The sequence below is a fragment of the Streptomyces sp. CB00316 genome (assembly GCF_001905595.1).
GTDB lineage: Bacteria > Actinomycetota > Actinomycetes > Streptomycetales > Streptomycetaceae > Streptomyces.
This window is the reverse complement of sequence record NZ_LIXI01000001.1, coordinates 678079-694387: the sequence shown is the minus strand read 5'-3', so window position 1 is coordinate 694387 and position 16309 is coordinate 678079. Positions and strand designations below refer to the sequence as shown.

22 protein-coding genes and 1 pseudogene are annotated in these 16309 nt (G+C 71.0%); 10 read left to right on the top strand and 13 right to left on the bottom strand.

Annotation, left to right across the window (positions count from 1 at the left end; translation table 11 throughout):
* Nucleotides 1-36: 36 nt before the first annotated feature.
* Nucleotides 37-576 carry a hypothetical protein gene (locus AMK21_RS03035; protein ID WP_073873849.1) on the bottom strand — a complete coding sequence of 180 codons (540 nt, stop codon included), beginning with the start codon at nt 574-576 and terminating at the stop codon, nt 37-39.
* Between the two features lie 147 nt (nt 577-723).
* On the opposite strand from AMK21_RS03035, the gene AMK21_RS03030 reads away from it, so the two are divergent.
* The gene (locus AMK21_RS03030; RefSeq protein WP_073873847.1) at nt 724-1539 is read left to right on the top strand and encodes a serine hydrolase domain-containing protein; all 816 of its coding nucleotides are present in this window, start codon (nt 724-726) and stop codon (nt 1537-1539) included.
* Here the strand turns inward: AMK21_RS03030 and AMK21_RS03025 are convergent.
* Complete coding sequence (locus AMK21_RS03025) at nt 1505-1987, bottom strand: ATP-binding protein (RefSeq protein WP_234421813.1); 483 nt, start codon at nt 1985-1987, stop codon at nt 1505-1507. The two genes, AMK21_RS03030 and AMK21_RS03025, sit on opposite strands and share 35 nt — an antisense overlap.
* A gap of 175 nt (nt 1988-2162) precedes the next feature.
* Here AMK21_RS03025 and AMK21_RS03020 point away from each other — a divergent pair, with 175 nt between their 5' ends.
* Nucleotides 2163-2342, top strand: a complete 180-nt coding sequence (locus AMK21_RS03020; protein ID WP_073873843.1) for a DUF397 domain-containing protein — start codon at nt 2163-2165, stop codon at nt 2340-2342.
* 64 nt (nt 2343-2406) lie between these two features.
* Here the strand turns inward: AMK21_RS03020 and AMK21_RS03015 are convergent, their stop codons facing one another.
* The 4 genes from AMK21_RS03015 to AMK21_RS03000 form a co-directional block, all read right to left on the bottom strand.
* On the bottom strand, nt 2407-2607 hold the full coding sequence (locus AMK21_RS03015; RefSeq protein ID WP_073873841.1) for a hypothetical protein: 201 nt from the start codon (nt 2605-2607) through the stop codon (nt 2407-2409).
* 16 nt (nt 2608-2623) lie between these two features.
* A complete protein-coding gene (locus tag AMK21_RS03010) occupies nt 2624-2824 on the bottom strand; it encodes a hypothetical protein (RefSeq protein ID WP_073873839.1) in 201 nt (66 codons plus the stop codon).
* A 12-nt stretch (nt 2825-2836) separates the two neighbouring features.
* On the bottom strand, nt 2837-3172 hold the full coding sequence (locus AMK21_RS03005) for a hypothetical protein (RefSeq protein ID WP_079181051.1): 336 nt from the start codon (nt 3170-3172) through the stop codon (nt 2837-2839).
* Between the two features lie 84 nt (nt 3173-3256).
* Complete coding sequence (locus tag AMK21_RS03000) at nt 3257-3913, bottom strand: pirin family protein (protein WP_073873837.1); 657 nt, start codon at nt 3911-3913, stop codon at nt 3257-3259.
* A 158-nt stretch (nt 3914-4071) separates the two neighbouring features.
* Here AMK21_RS03000 and AMK21_RS02995 point away from each other — a divergent pair, with 158 nt between their 5' ends.
* The 5 genes from AMK21_RS02995 (at nt 4072) to fabF (ending at nt 8974) form a co-directional block, all read left to right on the top strand.
* Nucleotides 4072-5271: a PucR family transcriptional regulator gene (locus tag AMK21_RS02995; RefSeq protein ID WP_073873835.1), complete on the top strand. Its 1200-nt coding sequence runs from the start codon at nt 4072-4074 to the stop codon at nt 5269-5271.
* An 89-nt stretch (nt 5272-5360) separates the two neighbouring features.
* Nucleotides 5361-6278 (top strand): ACP S-malonyltransferase, encoded by a 918-nt coding sequence (locus tag AMK21_RS02990; protein ID WP_073873833.1) that lies wholly within the window; start codon nt 5361-5363, stop codon nt 6276-6278.
* 13 nt (nt 6279-6291) lie between these two features.
* Nucleotides 6292-7323, top strand: coding sequence for a ketoacyl-ACP synthase III (locus tag AMK21_RS02985; RefSeq protein ID WP_073873831.1), 1032 nt, complete (start codon nt 6292-6294; stop codon nt 7321-7323).
* Nucleotides 7324-7386: 63 nt separating this feature from the next.
* Nucleotides 7387-7635: an acyl carrier protein gene (locus AMK21_RS02980; RefSeq protein WP_014045780.1), complete on the top strand. Its 249-nt coding sequence runs from the start codon at nt 7387-7389 to the stop codon at nt 7633-7635.
* A 76-nt stretch (nt 7636-7711) separates the two neighbouring features.
* On the top strand, nt 7712-8974 hold the full coding sequence (gene fabF, locus AMK21_RS02975) for a beta-ketoacyl-ACP synthase II (RefSeq protein WP_073873829.1): 1263 nt from the start codon (nt 7712-7714) through the stop codon (nt 8972-8974).
* A 109-nt stretch (nt 8975-9083) separates the two neighbouring features.
* Here fabF and AMK21_RS02970 read toward each other — a convergent pair whose 3' ends face one another.
* Nucleotides 9084-9578: a DUF3145 domain-containing protein gene (locus AMK21_RS02970; RefSeq protein ID WP_073873827.1), complete on the bottom strand. Its 495-nt coding sequence runs from the start codon at nt 9576-9578 to the stop codon at nt 9084-9086.
* A gap of 399 nt (nt 9579-9977) precedes the next feature.
* Between AMK21_RS02970 and AMK21_RS02965 the strand changes: the two genes are divergently transcribed.
* Nucleotides 9978-10889 carry an SGNH/GDSL hydrolase family protein gene (locus tag AMK21_RS02965; protein ID WP_199863091.1) on the top strand — a complete coding sequence of 304 codons (912 nt, stop codon included), beginning with the start codon at nt 9978-9980 and terminating at the stop codon, nt 10887-10889.
* Between the two features lie 94 nt (nt 10890-10983).
* A complete protein-coding gene (locus tag AMK21_RS02960) occupies nt 10984-12117 on the top strand; it encodes an amidinotransferase (protein WP_073873823.1) in 1134 nt (377 codons plus the stop codon).
* On the opposite strand, the gene AMK21_RS35695 is transcribed toward AMK21_RS02960, so the two are convergent.
* The 6 genes and pseudogenes from AMK21_RS35695 to AMK21_RS02935 all read right to left on the bottom strand — a co-directional run bounded on the left by AMK21_RS35695 (nt 12105) and on the right by AMK21_RS02935 (nt 15753).
* Nucleotides 12105-12269, bottom strand: coding sequence for a hypothetical protein (locus tag AMK21_RS35695; protein ID WP_234421812.1), 165 nt, complete (start codon nt 12267-12269; stop codon nt 12105-12107). The two genes, AMK21_RS02960 and AMK21_RS35695, sit on opposite strands and share 13 nt — an antisense overlap.
* Nucleotides 12211-12711 (bottom strand): annotated as a pseudogene (locus AMK21_RS02955) (glycoside hydrolase family 3 N-terminal domain-containing protein); the annotation flags it as partial. The gene AMK21_RS35695 and the pseudogene AMK21_RS02955, both read right to left, overlap by 59 nt.
* Nucleotides 12712-12722: 11 nt before the next feature.
* Nucleotides 12723-13331 (bottom strand): LysE family transporter, encoded by a 609-nt coding sequence (locus AMK21_RS02950; protein ID WP_073873821.1) that lies wholly within the window; start codon nt 13329-13331, stop codon nt 12723-12725.
* Entirely contained in the window at nt 13328-14107 is a 780-nt protein-coding gene (locus tag AMK21_RS02945; RefSeq protein ID WP_073873819.1) for an EI24 domain-containing protein, read from the bottom strand. Before AMK21_RS02945 ends, AMK21_RS02950 begins: the two co-directional genes overlap by 4 nt.
* Nucleotides 14108-14193: 86 nt before the next feature.
* On the bottom strand, nt 14194-14622 hold the full coding sequence (locus AMK21_RS02940; protein ID WP_073873817.1) for an organic hydroperoxide resistance protein: 429 nt from the start codon (nt 14620-14622) through the stop codon (nt 14194-14196).
* A gap of 111 nt (nt 14623-14733) precedes the next feature.
* Complete coding sequence (locus AMK21_RS02935; RefSeq protein ID WP_073873815.1) at nt 14734-15753, bottom strand: NADP-dependent oxidoreductase; 1020 nt, start codon at nt 15751-15753, stop codon at nt 14734-14736.
* Between the two features lie 116 nt (nt 15754-15869).
* Here AMK21_RS02935 and AMK21_RS02930 point away from each other — a divergent pair, with 116 nt between their 5' ends.
* On the top strand, nt 15870-16295 hold the full coding sequence (locus AMK21_RS02930) for a MarR family winged helix-turn-helix transcriptional regulator (RefSeq protein WP_073873812.1): 426 nt from the start codon (nt 15870-15872) through the stop codon (nt 16293-16295).
* Nucleotides 16296-16309: the final 14 nt, after the last annotated feature.

Here is a 16309-nt window from a genome sequence, read left to right as displayed (position 1 = left end):
GGAGTGCACTCGAAGCAAGCCGGCGGGAGCCGGACGTCAGAGTTCGTCTTCCGCCCTGGACAGCGCGTCGGTGATCACCCGGGTGGCGAAGTCGGGGTCGTCGGCGATGCGGTTGATGTGCTCCGCGAGCAGGAAGGCGGTGGCCTCCAGTGGCGTCATCTCCGCCTCCGTCCAGTCCCCGTACTGCTTGCGCCAGAGGCTGGGGCTCAGGCCGGTGCCCGCGGCGACGACCAGGCCCGCCATCGTGGGCACGGCCTCGGGGCGGATGCTTTTGGGCATCATGCGCATCGAGGCGACCAGGGTCGGGACCACGTACTCGATGACGTCCTTGTCGTGGTCCTCGTGGGCGTTCCGCAGCCACGTCATGAACATGTAGATCAGCGTGCACACGCCGTCCAGGAGGTCCTCGGCCCCGTCGGGACCCAGCGACTCGGTGAACTGCGCCATCATCGCCTGCTGTTCGGCGTCGGTCTCCGCGTTGCCCGCGTGGATGCTCCGGAGCCGGGAGTCGATCAGCATCAGCGCCGCGCCCACATCGCCGACGGGAGCGTGCTGGGGGCCGTAGGCCGATGACACAGTGGACACGGAATCCTCCTCGTACGGCTGCGGTGCGCAGCGCTTCGCCTCCGCACAGTAGTCGGCCGCGGGGACGGGAGTTGGTGACTTCGTCACCTTTCGGACGCGGTGACGGGGCCGCTTCCGCGAACGTTAGGCTCGGGTCCCATGGAGAGCTTGCGGATCATCGACACCTGGCCCGTCCCGACCGCGGCGGCCGCCGTCGTACGGGCGGACGGCACCGTCCTCGGTACGCACGGCCCGACCGCCCACCGCTTCCCCCTCGCCTCGGTCACCAAGCCGCTGGCGGCCTACGCGGCACTGGTGGCGTACGAGGAGGGAGCCGTGGAGCTGGACGAGCCGGCCGGGCCCGAGGGCTCCACGGTCCGCCACCTCCTGGCCCACACCAGCGGCCTCGCCTTCGACGAGCACCGGGTGACGGCCCCGCCCGGCAATCGCCGCCTCTACTCCAACGCGGGCTTCGAGGTGCTGGGCGACCACATCGCGAAGGCGTCCGGCATCCCGTTCGCGGAGTACCTGCGCCAGGCCGTCCTGGAGCCGCTGGGCATGACGTCCACGACCCTGGGCGGCTCCCCCGCCCGCGACGGCGTCTCCACGGTGGACGACCTGGTCCGCTTCGCCGCCGAGGTCCAGGCCCCGCGCCTCCTCGACCCCCGTACGGTCCTGGAGGCCCAGAGCGTCGTCCACCCGGGCCTCAAGGGCGTCCTGCCGGGCTACGGTCACCAGAGCCCGAACGACTGGGGCCTCGGCTTCGAGATCCGCGACTCCAAGTCCCCGCACTGGACGGGCACCTCGTCCTCCCCCGCGACCTTCGGCCACTTCGGCCAGTCGGGCACGTTCCTGTGGATCGACCCGGTGGCCGGGGCCGCCTGCGTGGCGCTGACCGACCGGGACTTCGGGCCGTGGGCGGCGGAGGCCTGGACCCCGTTCACGGACGTGGTCCTGTCGGAGCTCGCGGGCTGAACCGGGCGCGGTCGCCCGTCGCCTTCCTCCGGTCGACACACTCGAACCACACGCTCTTCCCGGTGCCGTCCCACCACTTCACCACGCCCCAGTCGTCGGTCACGGCGTTGACCAGAATCAGCCCCCGCCCGCCGTCGTCGAGTTCGTCGCGCCTGATCGCGAGCGGGATCGCCGGGCTGCTGTCCGCGACCTCCACGCGTACGCCGTCCCCGGTCGGCAGCCGGAAGATGAAGGTCTGGCAGCGGCGCCCGGGCACGTGCCGCACCACGTTGGCGATCAGCTCGGTGAGCGCGAGTTCCGCCGCCGGGGCGACTTCGAGCAGGTCCCAGTTGGTGAGGTAGAGCCGCAGGATGCGGCGCAGATGGCTGGCGGAGTGCTCCCCCATGGCGAGGTCGGAGCGGTAGACGGGCTCCCCTGGATCAATTCGGGGGATGGATACACGGCTCACGCTCCCAGCCTGCGATCACGTGGCTACGCTCGGCTACGCCGTGAACCGAACGCCGCGAGGCGTCGCCCCCGGAGGTCCGCGCTGTGGCCAACTTCCAGACGCTCGACCCGAGCGCTTCCCCTCTCGTAGACGACGAAGAAGGTCCCCACCCGCGAGTTCGCGGAGGCCTTGAACCGTGACCGGCGGCGCCGCCTGGCAGAAGTCCTCCTACAGCGGCAGCACCGGCGGTGACTGCGTCGAGATGGCCGCCGCCCCCTGCGACTCCGTCCCCGTCCGGGACAGCAAGAACCCCACCGGCCCCGCCATCACCATCGGCGCCCCCGCCTGGCGGGCGTTCGTGGACGGGCTGCGCTGAGGCGCGTTCACCGAGCAACAGCGGTGGTACGGAGGCGAGTCACCCCGCACCGCCGCTGTTGCTTTCAGAGATCGGCAGCCGCCCGCTTCCGCCGCCGCTCTTTGACGACATCGACGGCCAGAGCCACCGCACAGAACGCTCCGAACGCGCCTCCGAGCACTCTGAGGTAGACCGGATACCCCGAACTCGCCGCTGTCCACAGACCGGAGATGGCCAGCAGCACGACGTAGGCGGGCGACTCGACGACTGCCCGTTTCCTGGTCACGGCCAAACCCTCCCCCTCAAGGTTGCGTGGGCCGGCGAGTCGTTCCCCCGCGGCGCCGCTTCCGCCGGTCCTTGATCCTCTCCCCGACGAACACGGCAACCGCTCCGCCGGCGAACGGAAGCAGGGCCTGACTCGACCAGCCGTCCCCGAGCAGGGCGGCCAGCGCCGCGGCCATGCCCAGGACGCCGATGATGATCAGCACATCGGACAGCTTCACGGTTCGCCCCCCTCACACTCCGGACAGCGGAAGCGCCACCCGTCGCCCCCGCCCGAAGTCCTCGGCCTCATCATCGCTGACGACCGCGAACGCGCCTGCGGGAACCCCGGGCAGCGTGGCCACACGGGAAGCCACCGCCAAGAGTTCCTCGTCGGCGGCTCCGGTGACGAAGAAGACGTAGGCGTCCTCATGTTGCTCGCCCTCGTCATGGACTTCCATATCGCCCTGGTCCTCGAGATCGACCAGGAAGTCCTCGACCTGGTCGATCCAGGGGTACGGGTAGGAGCCGTCCGCCAGGTCCGGCGTCGGCAGCATCGGCACGTGTATCTCGACAAGGGTGACGGTCACAGGGACATACTGCCCGCTGCTGCCCCCGCAGGTCGCTGACCGTGCCACCGCCGACCACCGCGCACGGGCTTGCACCGAAGCCCGTCAGCGCAGCTCCCACACCAGCAGCTCCGCCGCCTCCGCCACCGGAGCAGCCTCCAGCCCCTCCGCGTCCGTGATCCGGGCCGCGTCCCCCGGGCCCAGCTCCTCCCCGCCCACCTCGACCCGTCCACGTACCACGTGCACGTACAGGCGCACCGCGTCCGGCAGCGCCGTGCGCTCGCCCTCCGTCAGGCGGCGCACGTGCAGCATCGCGCCGGCCTGCGGCAGGGCGTACGGGGTGGAGTCGGCGATGCCGGGGACGACCGTGTACGCGGGTTCGCCGCCGGACTCCAGGGGGGCCAGCCACATCTGGAGGAAGGTCAACGGCCCCTCGCCGTCGTTGCGTTCGACGTGGCGGACTCCGGCGGCGGCGCTCAGGTGGGCGACGTCCCCGGCCCGTACGACGGTGGAGTGGCCGGCCGAGTCGCGGTGGGTCAGCTCGCCCTCCACCACCCAGGTGACGATCTCCGTATGGCTGTGCGGGTGCTCGTCGAATCCCGCGCCCGCTGCGAGGTGTTCCTCGTTGCAGGCCAGGATCGGGCCGAAGCGGAGGTTGTCGGGGTCGTAGAAGGGGCCGAAGGACAGGGCGTGCCGGGTCTCGATACCGGCGTCCGGCTCGCCGCCCCGGTAGCGGTCCTCGGACCGGTGTACGGAAATCACCCGGCCACGGTAGCCCGGCGGGCGGCCCTCCGGCTGCTGCCGTACGCAGCGGCCGGACGCTCCCGTACCGACCGGGCCGGACGCCCCGTACCGACCAGTAGGCGAGACCCTCGCCCCGCCCCACCGATCCACCGGCCCGATGAGGCAGTCTTGTCCTCGTGTCCCGACCCGATCCTGAGCATTCCGCCGCCCACGACGCCCACCTGCATGCCGCGACCCTGAAACGGCTGGAGCAGTCCTCCGGCCGGCTGGCCGCGAACGCGATCGCCCGCATGGACGAATCGCTGCCGTGGTACCGGGCGATGCCCCCGGAGAACCGGTCCTGGATCGGCCTGGTCGCCCAGGCCGGTATCGCGGCGTTCACCGAGTGGTTCCGGCATCCCGAGACCCCGCAGGCCATCTCGACCGATGTGTTCGGCACCGCCCCGCGCGAGCTGACCCGGGCGATCACGCTGCGGCAGACCGTCGAGATGGTGCGGACCACGATCGAGGTCATGGAGGCCGCGATCGAGGAGGTGGCCGCGCCGGGCGACGAGTCCGTGCTGCGGGAGGCGCTGCTCGTCTACGCGCGGGAGATCGCCTTCGCCACCGCCCAGGTCTACGCCCAGGCCGCCGAGGCCCGGGGGGCGTGGGACGCCCGACTGGAGTCGCTGGTGGTGAACGCGGTGCTCTCCGGGGAGGCGGACGAGGGGGCCGTCTCCCGGGCCGCCGCGCTCGGCTGGAACTCGCCCGAGCACGTCTGCGTCATCCTCGGCACCGCCCCCGACGGGGACAGCGAGCTGACCGTCGAGGCGATCCGGCGGGCCGCCCGGCACGCGAAGCTCCAGGTCCTCACCGGGGTCCTCGGCAACCGGCTCGTCGTCATCGCGGGCGGCAGCGACAATCCGCTCCAGGTCGCCAAGGGCCTGATCGGGCCGTACGCGGCCGGGCCGGTCGTCGCCGGGCCCGTCGTGCCGGACCTGCTGGCGGCCACCCGGTCCGCGCAGGCCGCGGCGGCCGGGCTGAAGGCCTGCCTGGCATGGCAGGACGCGCCGCGCCCGGTGCTGGCGGACGATCTCCTCCCCGAGCGCGCGATGGCCGGGGACCCTGCCGCGCGCGACCAGTTGGTGGAGGAGATCTACAGACCGCTGGAGGAAGCCGGTTCGGCGCTGCTGGAAACGCTGAGTGTCTATCTGGAGCAGGCGAGCAGTCTTGAGGGGGCCGCGCGGATGCTTTTCGTCCACCCCAACACCGTGCGCTACCGGCTACGACGTGTGACCGACGTCACCGGGTGGTCACCCTCCGATGTGCGCTCCGCGTTCACCCTCCGAATCGCTCTCATCCTGGGGCGCTTGGCCGCGGCGGATCCTCAGTCCTAGACTTTTGTCGGACTTCAACAATTCCCCTGACGGTTCTTCGTCCCTGTCCCCACGGGCGTACCGAGCCGTCCACAAGAGAGAGTGTGAGGGTGCTCGTACTCGTCGCTCCCGGCCAAGGCGCTCAGACGCCCGGCTTCCTGACTCCCTGGCTCGACCTCCCCGGTGCCGCCGACCGCATCGCGGCCTGGTCCGACGCCATCGGGCTCGACCTTGCCCACTACGGCACACAGGCCGACGCGGACGACATCCGCGACACGGCCGTCGCCCAGCCGCTCCTGGTCGCCGCCGGCCTGCTCTCGGCCGCGGCCCTGGACGCGCCCTCCCCCGACGTCGTCGCGGGTCACAGCGTCGGTGAGATCACCGCCGCCGCGATCGCCGGTGTCATCGACGACGAGGCGGCACTCCGCTTCGTCCGGACCCGGGGGCTCGGCATGGCCGAGGCCGCCGCGGTCACCGAGACCGGTATGGCGGCCCTCCTCGGCGGCGACCCCGCCGTGACGGTCCCGCACCTGGAGAAGCTCGGCCTGACCTCCGCCAACGTCAACGGGGGCGGCCAGATCGTCGCAGCCGGCACCGCGGCCCAGATCGCCGCCCTGGAGGCCGACAAGCCCGAGGGCGTACGCCGGGTCGTCGCACTGAAGGTGGCCGGCGCGTTCCACACGCACCACATGGCCCCGGCCGTGGAGAAGCTGCGCGCGGCCGTCGGTGACCTCACGGTCACCGATCCGACCGTGCGGTACGTGTCCAACGCCGACGGCCATACGGTCGCCACCGGCACCGAGGTCATCGCCCGGCTGGTCGGCCAGGTCGCGAACCCGGTCCGCTGGGACCTGTGCATGGAGACCTTCCAGAAGCTCGGCGTCACCGCGCTGGTCGAGCTGAGCCCCGGTGGCACCCTCACCGGTCTCGCCAAGCGGGCGCTGCCCGGTGTGAAGACGCTCGCGCTCAAGACCCCCGACGACCTCGACGCCGCCCGCGCGCTCATCTCCGAGCACGCAGGCACCTAAGGAGCCCGAGAGCATGTCGAAGATCAAGCCCAGCAAGGGCGCCCCGTACGCGCGCATCCTCGGGGTCGGCGGCTACCGCCCGACCCGGGTCGTGCCGAACGAGGTGATCCTCGAAACGATCGACTCCTCCGACGAGTGGATCCGCTCGCGCTCCGGCATCGTCACCCGCCACTGGGCCTCCGAGGAGGAGACCGTGGCCATGATGTCGATCGAGGCGTCCGGCAAGGCCATCGCCGCCGCCGGCATCACGCCCGAGCAGATCGGCGCGGTCATCGTCTCGACCGTCTCGCACTTCAAGCAGACCCCGGCCGTCGCCACAGAGATCGCCCACAAGATCGGCGCGGGCAGGCCCGCCGCCTTCGACATCTCGGCCGGCTGCGCGGGCTTCGGCTACGGCCTGACCCTCGCCAAGGGCATGATCGTCGAGGGTTCGGCGGAGCACGTGCTCGTGATCGGCGTGGAGCGGCTCAGCGACCTGACCGACCTGGAGGACCGCGCGACGGCCTTCCTGTTCGGTGACGGCGCGGGCGCGGTCGTCGTCGGCCCCTCCCAGGTGCCGGCCATCGGCCCGACCGTGTGGGGCTCCGAGGGCGACAAGTCCGAGACCATCAAGCAGACGGTGTCCTGGAACGAGCTGCACATCGGCGACGTCTCCAACCTGCCGCTCGACTCCAAGGGCGAGATCAAGTTCCCGGCCATCACGCAGGAGGGCCAGGCGGTCTTCCGCTGGGCGGTCTACGAGATGGCCAAGGTCGCCCAGCAGGCGCTGGAAGCGGCCGGGATCTCCCCGGAGGACCTGGACGTCTTCATCCCGCACCAGGCCAACATGCGGATCATCGACTCGATGGTGAAGACCCTCAAGCTGCCGGAACACGTCACGGTCGCCCGTGACATCGAGTCCACCGGCAACACGTCCGCCGCCTCGATTCCGCTCGCGATGGAGCGGCTCCTGGCGACCGGTCAGGCGAAGAGCGGCGACACCGCGCTCGTCATCGGCTTCGGGGCGGGTCTCGTCTACGCCGCGACGGTCGTTACCCTCCCCTAGGCACACCGGACCTTTTGGTCCGTACGCACGAACCCTGAAGAAACCCACCGAAGGAGCGCCAAGATGGCCGCCACGCAGGAAGAGATCGTCACCGGTCTCGCCGAGATCGTCAACGAGATCGCCGGGATCCCGGTCGAGGACGTCCAGCTGGACAAGTCCTTCACCGACGACCTGGACGTCGACTCGCTGTCCATGGTCGAGGTCGTCGTCGCCGCCGAGGAGCGCTTCGACGTCAAGATCCCCGACGAGGACGTCAAGAACCTCAAGACGGTCGGCGACGCTGCCGACTACATCCTGAAGCACCAGGGCTGATTCCAGCCCGGCTGTGTCGCCACCCGGCGGTGGCGCCGCTGATTCACGACCCTCTACACGTGGAGAAGATTTTCCAGTGAACTCGACCAATCGCACCGTGGTCGTCACCGGTATCGGCGCAACCACTCCGCTGGGTGGCGACTCCGCATCGACCTGGGAAGGTCTGATGGCCGGCCGGTCCGGCGTCAAGCCTCTCGAAGGCGAGCGCTTCGCCGAACTGCCCGTCCGGATCGCCGCCCTCGCGGCTGTCGATCCGAACGACGTACTGCCCCGCCCGCTCGCCCGCAAGCTGGACCGCTCGGCGCAGTTCGCGCTGATCGCGGCCCGCGAGGCCTGGGCGGACGCCGGCTTCACCGCCAAGGCCGGCGAGGACGAGAACATCGCCCCCGAGCGGCTGGGCTCGGTCATCGCCTCCGGCATCGGCGGCGTGATCACCCTGCTCGACCAGTACGACGTGCTGAAGGAGAAGGGCGTACGCCGCGTCTCCCCGCACACCGTCCCCATGCTCATGCCCAACGGCCCGGCGGCCAACGTCGGCCTGGAGGTCAACGCCCAGGCCGGTGTCCACACGCCGGTCTCCGCCTGCGCGTCAGGCGCCGAGGCCATCGGGTACGCCGTCGAGATGATCCGCACCGGCCGGGCCGACGTGGTCGTCGCCGGCGGCACGGAGGCGGCGATCCACCCGCTGCCGATCGCGGCGTTCGCCAACATGATGGCGATGTCCAAGAGCAACGACGAGCCGGAGAAGGCCTCGCGCCCGTACGACACCGGCCGTGACGGATTCGTCCTCGGTGAGGGCGCCGGCGTCGTCGTCCTGGAGTCGGCCGAGCACGCCGCCAAGCGGGGCGCCAAGGTCTACTGCGAGGTGCTGGGCCAGGGCCTGTCGGCCGACGCCCACCACATCGCGCAGCCCGAGCCGACCGGTCGGGGCATCGCCGCCGCCATGCAGAACCTGCTGGACTCCAGCGACCTCAAGCCGTCCGAGGTGGTCCACCTCAACGCGCACGCCACGTCGACGCCGCAGGGTGACATCGCGGAGATCAAGGCCCTGCGGAAGGTGCTGGGCGACGACCTGGACCATGTCGCGATCTCGGCGACGAAGTCGATGACGGGGCACCTGCTGGGTGGCGCGGGCGGTATCGAGACGGTGGCCACCGTGCTCGCGCTGCACCACCGGATCGCTCCGCCGACCATCAACGTCGACGAGCTGGACGAGGCGATCGACGCGGACATCGTGCGGGGTGAGCCTCGGGTGCTGCCCGAGGGGCCGATCGCGGCGATCAACAACTCGTTCGGGTTCGGTGGGCACAACGTGGTGCTGGCGTTCCGGTCCGTGTGACCCCGCCTCTTACGGGTGAAGCCCGCTTCCCGGTTGTCGGGAGGCGGGCTTCCGCGTGATCAAGCCCCTCCGGCGATCGAGGAGCGGGGTCCGGGGCAGAACCCCGGGGTCACACGACCTGGTGCAGCCAGCGGACCGGGGCGCCCTCGCCCGCGTGGCGGAAGGATTCCAGCTCGTCGTCCCACGGCTTGCCCAGGAGGGAGGCGATCTCCACCTCCAGGTCGCTCTCGCCGCGCGTCGAGCGGGCCAGGGCCGCGCGCAGGCGGTCCTCGGGGATCAGGATGTCACCGTGCATGCCGGTGACGGCGTGGAAGATGCCGAGGCCGGGGGTGGAGCTGTAGCGCTCGCCCTCGGCGGTGGGGCACGGCTCGGCGGTCACCTCGAAGCGCAGCATGTCCCAGCCGCGCAGGGCGGAGGCGAGCTGCGACGCGGTGCCGGCCCGGCCCTTCCAGGAGAATTCGGACCGCCAGGTGCCGGGCGCGGCCGGCTGTCTGATCCAGTCCAGCTGGACCCGTACACCGAGGACGCCCGCCACTGCCCATTCGACATGTGGGCACAGCGCGCGCGGTGCGGAGTGAACGTACAGGACTCCACGTGTCGTCACCGGAACCTCCCGTGTGGGACGAGGTACGCCTTCCCCAGCGGCCTCGCGCCCGCACCGCCTCTTTCCGGCCGGCTCCCGAGGTTGTCATCAGTAAACAGCATCGGGAGTTAATCTCCTGAAAAGGGACAGTGTGTGACGTGCCGTAATGTACCGGAGCCACCCGCCGTGACGAGGCCGGGAGCGGTGCCACTGGTTCGACGGGGAAAAGCTACCGTGCGCCGGGGCCGTCCGTGTGACGTACCGTCGGTCCGGGGCCCCTGATTCGCCGGCTTTCACCCGGCAGGGCGCGCACGCCCTCGACCTGGGGATCATGGGCTTGCCGGGGGCATGACCAGAGGCATAGACCAGGGATCGACCGGAGGGGAACGGCGAATGACGGAGCGTGCGACACGCCCTCGAATGCGTACCGTCGGGACCGCGCTGGCGGCGCTCTCGTTCGTCGGTGTCGCCGCGCTGGCCGGATGCAGTGGTGAGGGTTCGGGCGACGGCGTGTCACAGAACGCGCCCAGGGTCGCTTCCTCCTCGCCCTCAGCCTCGCCGTCCCCCGCCTCCGGCTCCGGCTGGAACCCGAGTCCGGGGTCCGTCGCCGCGGTCGGGGACTCCATCACCCGGGGCTTCGACGCCTGCTCGGTGCTGGCGGACTGCCCCGAGGTGTCCTGGGCGACCGGGAGCGACAGCCTGGTGCGGAGTCTCGCCGTACGGCTGCTCGGCGCGACGAAGGCCGCGGACCGCAGCTGGAACCACGCGGTGTCGGGGGCCCGGATGGCCCAGCTGCCGGAGCAGATGGCGCTGGCGGCGAAGGAGCGGCCGGAGCTGGTCACGGTGATGATGGGCGCGAACGACGCCTGCCGGGACTCGGTGCGGCTGATGACGCCGGTGGCGGACTTCCGGGCGTCGTTCGAGGCGTCGATGCGGCAACTGCGGGCCGGGGCGCCCGAGGCGCAGGTGTACGTCTCCAGCCTGCCGGACCTGAAGCGGCTCTGGTCGACCGGGCGGCTCAACGAGTCCGGCAGGAAGATCTGGAGCCTCGGCATCTGCCAGTCGATGCTCGCGGACGCGGACGACCTGGGGCCCGCGGCCGTGGCGCGGCGGGACGCGGTGCGGGACCGGGTGGTGGCGTACAACGGGGTGCTGCGGGACGTCTGCGCGAAGGACCGGCACTGCCGGTACGACGGCGGGGCGGTCTTCGGTTTCCGCTTCACCGGGGCGCAGCTGAGCCCGTGGGACTGGTTCCACCCCAGCCGCGACGGCCAGGCCAGGCTGGCGGAGATCGCCTACCGCACCATCACGGCGGCCGAGCCCCCCGCGTAGGCCCCGGGCCGCTCCCTACGGGTGGCGCGAACCCGCTCTCCCCGTTCACCATGGGTGGCGTGATGTGCCGGTCCGCGACCGAGGGTGGTTGATCATGACGACAGTGGAGCGGAGGCCCGGTGCTCCGGCCGTCGAGGATGCCGCCCCACTCGCTTCACCGGTCAGCTCCCACAACGAGTGGGACCCGCTGGAGGAGATCATCGTCGGGCGGCTCGACGACGCGACCATTCCTTCCGGCCACCCGGTGGTCTCCTGCAACGTCCCGCCGTGGGCGGCCCGCTTCCAGGGACTCGCGGCCGGTCGCAGGTACCCGCGCCGGCTGATCGAGCCCGCGCAGCAGGAGCTGGACGGGTTCGTCTCGCTGCTCCACTCGCTCGGCGTCACCGTCACCCGTCCGGACGCGGTCGACCACCGGCGGCGGTTCGCCACTCCCGACTGGTCCTCGCGGGGGTTCTGCAACACCTGCCCGCGCGACAGCATGCTGGTGATCGGCGACGAGATCATCGAGACCCCGATGGCGTGGCCGTGCCGGTACTTCGAGACGCACTCCTACCGCCGGATCCTGAAGGACTACTTCCGGCGCGGGGCCCGCTGGACCGCCGCGCCGAAGCCGCAGCTGACGGACGAGCTGTTCGAGAAGGATTTCCGTGCCCCCGGGGCCGATGAGCCCATGCGGTACATCCTCACCGAGTTCGAGCCGGTGTTCGATGCGGCCGACTTCGTACGGGCCGGGCGCGATCTGTTCGTGACGCGCTCCAACGTCACCAACGCCATGGGCATCGAGTGGCTGCGCCGCCACCTCGGGCCCGGTTACCGCATCCACGAGATCGAGAGCCGCTGCCGGACGCCCATGCACATCGACACGACGTTCCTCGTGCTGGCGCCCGGCAAGGCACTGGTCAACCCCGACTACATCGACGTCGACCGGCTGCCCGCCGTCCTGGACTCCTGGGACATCCTCGTCGCCCCCGAGCCGGAGCCCGTCAAGGACCTCGTGCTCCGGACGACCTCGATGTGCGGCAGCTGGCTCAGTATGAACGTCCTCATGGTCGACGAGAAACGGGTCGTCGCGGAACGCCACCACACCGGCATGCTGCGCGCGCTCGAGCGGTGGGGCTTCGAGCCGATCCCGTGCGACCTGATGCACTACGCGCCGTTCGGCGGCTCCTTCCACTGCGCGACGCTCGACGTGCGGCGGCGCGGCACGCTGGAGTCCTACTTCGACTGATCCCCCGTGATCTCCACGGTGGTGGTGGCGCGGATGTCCGCCAGGGAGCGGGCGGCCTCGACCGTGTACGTGCCGGGGACCGTCCTCCAGCCGTACGCCTCCTCGTCCCGGACCTCGTACGCGCGCCGCTCGACGGGGACGGTGACCTCCACGCTCTCCGGTGAGGTACGGGTCCTCGCTGTACGCCTCGAAGTGGCGGCCGCCGAGCGGGGTGCGGTGCAGGTTGACCGTGGGCGCGAGCAGCACGTGGACGCCCTTGCGGCGGGCCTCCTGGGCGAGCAGCCGCCCGGCGCGGCGGGCCAGCTCCGGGTCCCAGGTGGCGGCGAGGGCGGTGGGCGAGGGCAGGGCGATCGAGGGGTCGGCGGCGGTCCAGCGGACGCCCCGGACGCCGATCGGGCCGTCCGACATCACCAGGGAGCGCAGGCCGATCGCGGGCAGGGCGGGCAGCGACCACAGATCCTGCCCGGCCAGGAGACGCGCCTTGTCGTCGAGGCCGAGGGCGGCGAGGGCCGTGTCGACGGCCTCCCGTTCAGGGACTTCCTGGGACTGCTGAAAGGGGCCGGGGACCCCTCGTAGAGCTTGAGGCCCCTCCAGTGAAGCTGCCCTCAGCGCGCCAGGCCCAGGGTGACGCCGAGGCCGACCAGGACCGAGCCGATGGACCGGTTCAGCGCCTTCTGGCGACGGAGCATCGCGCCGCGCAGCCGGGAGTGCGAGAAGAAGAGCGCGACCAGCGCGAACCAGCCGAGGTGCGCCGCCGACATGAGGAGTCCGTAGCCGGCCTGCTGCCACAGGGCGGTCTCCGGGCCGACGACCTGGGTGAAGGTCGCGACGACGAACAGGGTCGTCTTCGGGTTGAGCGCGTTGGTCAGGAAGCCGCCGCGCAGCGCCCCGAAGCGGGTGAGCCCGGGCCGGTCGCTCAGGTCGACGTCGAGGTCGGCGCGGGCCAGGAAGGTGCGTACGCCGATGTAGATCAGGTAGGCCGCACCGGCGAGCTTCACCGCGGTGAACAGGGCGGTGGAGGAGGCGATCAGCAGCCCGACGCCGAGCATCGTGTACGTGACGTGGACCAGGACGCCCACCGCGACCCCGGCCGCCGCGAGGACGCCGGTGGTGCGCCCGTACAGACAGCTGTTGCGGACGACCATGGCGAAGTCGGCGCCCGGGCTGATGACGGCGAGGACGGTGATGGCGGCGACCGCCAGCAGCTCGGTCACGCGGCCCACTCCTTCGGGGCGGCCGTGTCACCGCTGCCCGCCGGGTCGACCAGGTCGCGGGCGAGGAGGGTGGCCCCGGCGACCGCTCCCGGCATCAGGAACACCGCGACGAACGGGACCAGGAACGAGAGGGCGAGCGGGACGCCGAAGCCGAGCACCAGCAGCCGGCGGGTGCGCAGCAGGCCGAGCCGCTTCTTCAGGGCCAGCCCCCGGCGCTGGAGGGCCACGGCGGTCAGCTCTTCGGCCAGGAAGTAGCCGGAGACGCAGATGCCGATCGCCGGGACGACGGTCTGGCCGACGACCGGGATGAAGCCGCAGGCGAAGAGGGCGATCCCGAAGAGGGCGACGCGCAGCAGGATGCGTACGGAGTCCCGGGCGGAGATCCACAGTTCGCGCCAGAGCGGCAGCCCGGACTCGTGGACCTCGCCGCCCTCGCCGCGTTCGACCTCCTCGGAGAGCGACTCGTAGAACGGCTGGCCGACCAGGAGGGTGACCGCGGTGAAGGTGATGACCGCGAGGAAGAGGCCGAAGACGAAGACGAGCGCGGTCAGCGTGGTGCGGAGCAGGCCGATCCAGGGCGAGGACCAGTCGTCGGCGAACGGGGTGGCCCAGCCGACGAGGTCGTCGGCGCCGTGGCCGAGTCCGACGAGGGCGCCGGCGTACACGACGAGGGTGATGAGTCCGGGCAGGAGCCCGAAGCCGAACCACCGGCCGTGCCCGATGACCCAGCGCTGCCCCTTCATCAAGTAGCCGAAGCCTGCCCCGAGATCGTTCATGGCGTCAGCGTACTGGCGTGCGGAAGGCGGCGAGGACCGCACCCCTGGGCGGGGTGCGGTCCTCGCGTGAAGGTGCTGCTGTCGGGTCAGGCGACCGAGAGCTCGACCTTGATGTTGCCGCGGGTCGCGTTCGAGTACGGGCAGACCTGGTGGGCCTTCTCGATGAGCGCCTGGGCGGTGGCGGCGTCGACGTTGGGGATGATCGCGCTGATGGCGACCTCCAGGCCGAAGCCGCCGGCCTCGGTCTTGCCGATGGAGACCGAGGCGGTGACCGTGGAGCCGGAGATGTCGGCCTTCTCCTGGCGGGCGACGACGCCCAGCGCACCCTGGAAGCAGGCGCCGTAGCCCGCCGCGAAGAGCTGCTCCGGGTTGGTGCCCGCGCCGCTGCCGCCCAGCGCCTTCGGCGGGTTGACGACGACGTCCAGCTGGCCGTCGTCCGAGGAGACGCGGCCGTCACGGCCGTTCTCGGCGGTGGCGACAGCGGTGTAGGCGACGTCTATCTTCTGGATGGTCATGATGTGAGGATTCCTCCTGTTGGTGCGCCGCGACTCGCGCCCACGATCGCGACGGCCTGGGAATGAGCCTAGTGGGTACCACTCCCCGGCCGTGCGTGGGTCATGCGTGGCTCAGGCGAGGGAAACGATCATCTTTCCGGTGTTCTCGCCGCGCAGGAGGCCGACGAACGCGTCATAGCCGTTCTCGATGCCCTCGACCGTGGTCTCGCGGTACTTCAGCTCGCCGGAGGCCAGCCAGCCGGCGACCTCCTCGACGAACTTCGGCTGGAGGTCGGCGTGGTCGCCGACGAGCATGCCCTGCAGGCGCAGCCGCTTGCCGATGATCAGCGCCATGTTGCGCGGGCCGGGGGTCGGCTCGGTCGCGTTGTACTGCGCGATCATGCCGCAGATGGTGGCGCGGCCGTGCACGTTGAGCGCGCCGATGGCGGCTTCGAGGTGGTCGCCGCCGACGTTGTCGAAGTAGACGTCGATGCCGTCCGGGGCGGCTTCCTTGAGCTGGTCGCGGACCGGCCCGTTCTTGTAGTTGAACGCGGCGTCGAAGCCGTACTCCTCGGTGAGGAGCTTGACCTTCTCGTCGGAGCCCGCGGAGCCGATGACCCGGGAGGCGCCCTTGAGCCTGGCCAGCTGGCCGACCTGGCTGCCCACGGCACCGGCGGCGCCGGAGACGAAGACCGCGTCGCCCTCCTTGAAGGAGGCGACGTCGAACAGGCCCGCGTAGGCGGTGAGTCCGGTCATGCCGAGCACGCCGAGGTAGGCAGAAAGCGGGGCGAGGTCGGGGTCGACCTTCACCGCGTGCTTCGCGGGCACGTCGGCGATCTCGCGCCAGCCGAGGCCGTGCAGTACGTGGTCGCCGACGGCGAAGCCCTCGGCGTTCGAGGCGATGACCTCGCCGACCGCGCCACCGTCCATGGGGTGGTCGAGCTTGAAGGGCGGGGTGTACGACTTCACGTCGTTCATCCGGCCCCGCATGTACGGGTCGACGGAGAAGAACTTGTTGCGGACGAGGATGCGGCCTTCGGCCGGAGCGGCCACCTCGGTCTCACGCAGCGCGAAGTCCTCGGCCTTGGGCCAGCCGTGGGGGCGGGCGACGAGGTGCCATTCGCGGCTGGACGTGGGAAGTGCTGCAGACATGGGCTCGGGTTCTCCTCAATGTCCTACGGGGGAAGCCTTGGGGAAAGCTTCATGACATGAAACAACCGTGCACCTAAATATTTCATATTGTCAAGTAAATCGGTACGCTGGACTCCATGGCCACCCGCACAGACCCCCTGACCCTTGAGGTCGTCGAGCTCATCGGCACCGTCGTGGCGCGCTACCACGAGGAGTACGACCGGGCCGCCGCCGAGCACTCCCTCACCGGGGCACAGGCGCGGGTCCTCGGCCTGCTCGCGCTGGAGCCGACCCCGATGCGGAGGATCGCCGTCAAGCTGAAGTGCGAGCCGTCGAACGTGACCGGCATCGTCGACCGCCTGGAGACCCGCGGCCTGGTCGAACGCCGGGCGGACCCGGTCGACCGCCGCGTGAAGCTGGCCGCCGCGACGGAGGCGGGCCGGCGGACGGCACGGGAGCTGCGCGACTCACTGAACTTCGCCCGGGAGCCGCTGGCCGAGCTCTCGGACGCGGAGCGGACCGTCCTGCGGGATCTGCTGCGGCGGATGCTGGGCGAGGCGTAGCCCCCTCCGGAGGC

What these genes read in the sequence shown, in the direction of transcription:
- AMK21_RS03030 (WP_073873847.1), top strand. Translation starts at nt 724, where the DNA reads ATGGAGAGCTTGCGGATCATCGACACCTGGCCCGTCCCGACCGCGGCG.
- AMK21_RS02985 (WP_073873831.1), top strand. Translation starts at nt 6,292, where the DNA reads ATGTCGAAGATCAAGCCCAGCAAGGGCGCCCCGTACGCGCGCATCCTC.
- AMK21_RS02980 (WP_014045780.1), top strand. Translation starts at nt 7,387, where the DNA reads ATGGCCGCCACGCAGGAAGAGATCGTCACCGGTCTCGCCGAGATCGTC.
- AMK21_RS02965 (WP_199863091.1), top strand. Translation starts at nt 9,978, where the DNA reads ATGCGTACCGTCGGGACCGCGCTGGCGGCGCTCTCGTTCGTCGGTGTC.
- AMK21_RS02960 (WP_073873823.1), top strand. Translation starts at nt 10,984, where the DNA reads ATGACGACAGTGGAGCGGAGGCCCGGTGCTCCGGCCGTCGAGGATGCC.
- AMK21_RS02945 (WP_073873819.1), bottom strand. Translation starts at nt 14,107, where the DNA reads ATGAACGATCTCGGGGCAGGCTTCGGCTACTTGATGAAGGGGCAGCGC.
- AMK21_RS02940 (WP_073873817.1), bottom strand. Translation starts at nt 14,622, where the DNA reads ATGACCATCCAGAAGATAGACGTCGCCTACACCGCTGTCGCCACCGCC.
- AMK21_RS02935 (WP_073873815.1), bottom strand. Translation starts at nt 15,753, where the DNA reads ATGTCTGCAGCACTTCCCACGTCCAGCCGCGAATGGCACCTCGTCGCC.
- AMK21_RS02930 (WP_073873812.1), top strand. Translation starts at nt 15,870, where the DNA reads ATGGCCACCCGCACAGACCCCCTGACCCTTGAGGTCGTCGAGCTCATC.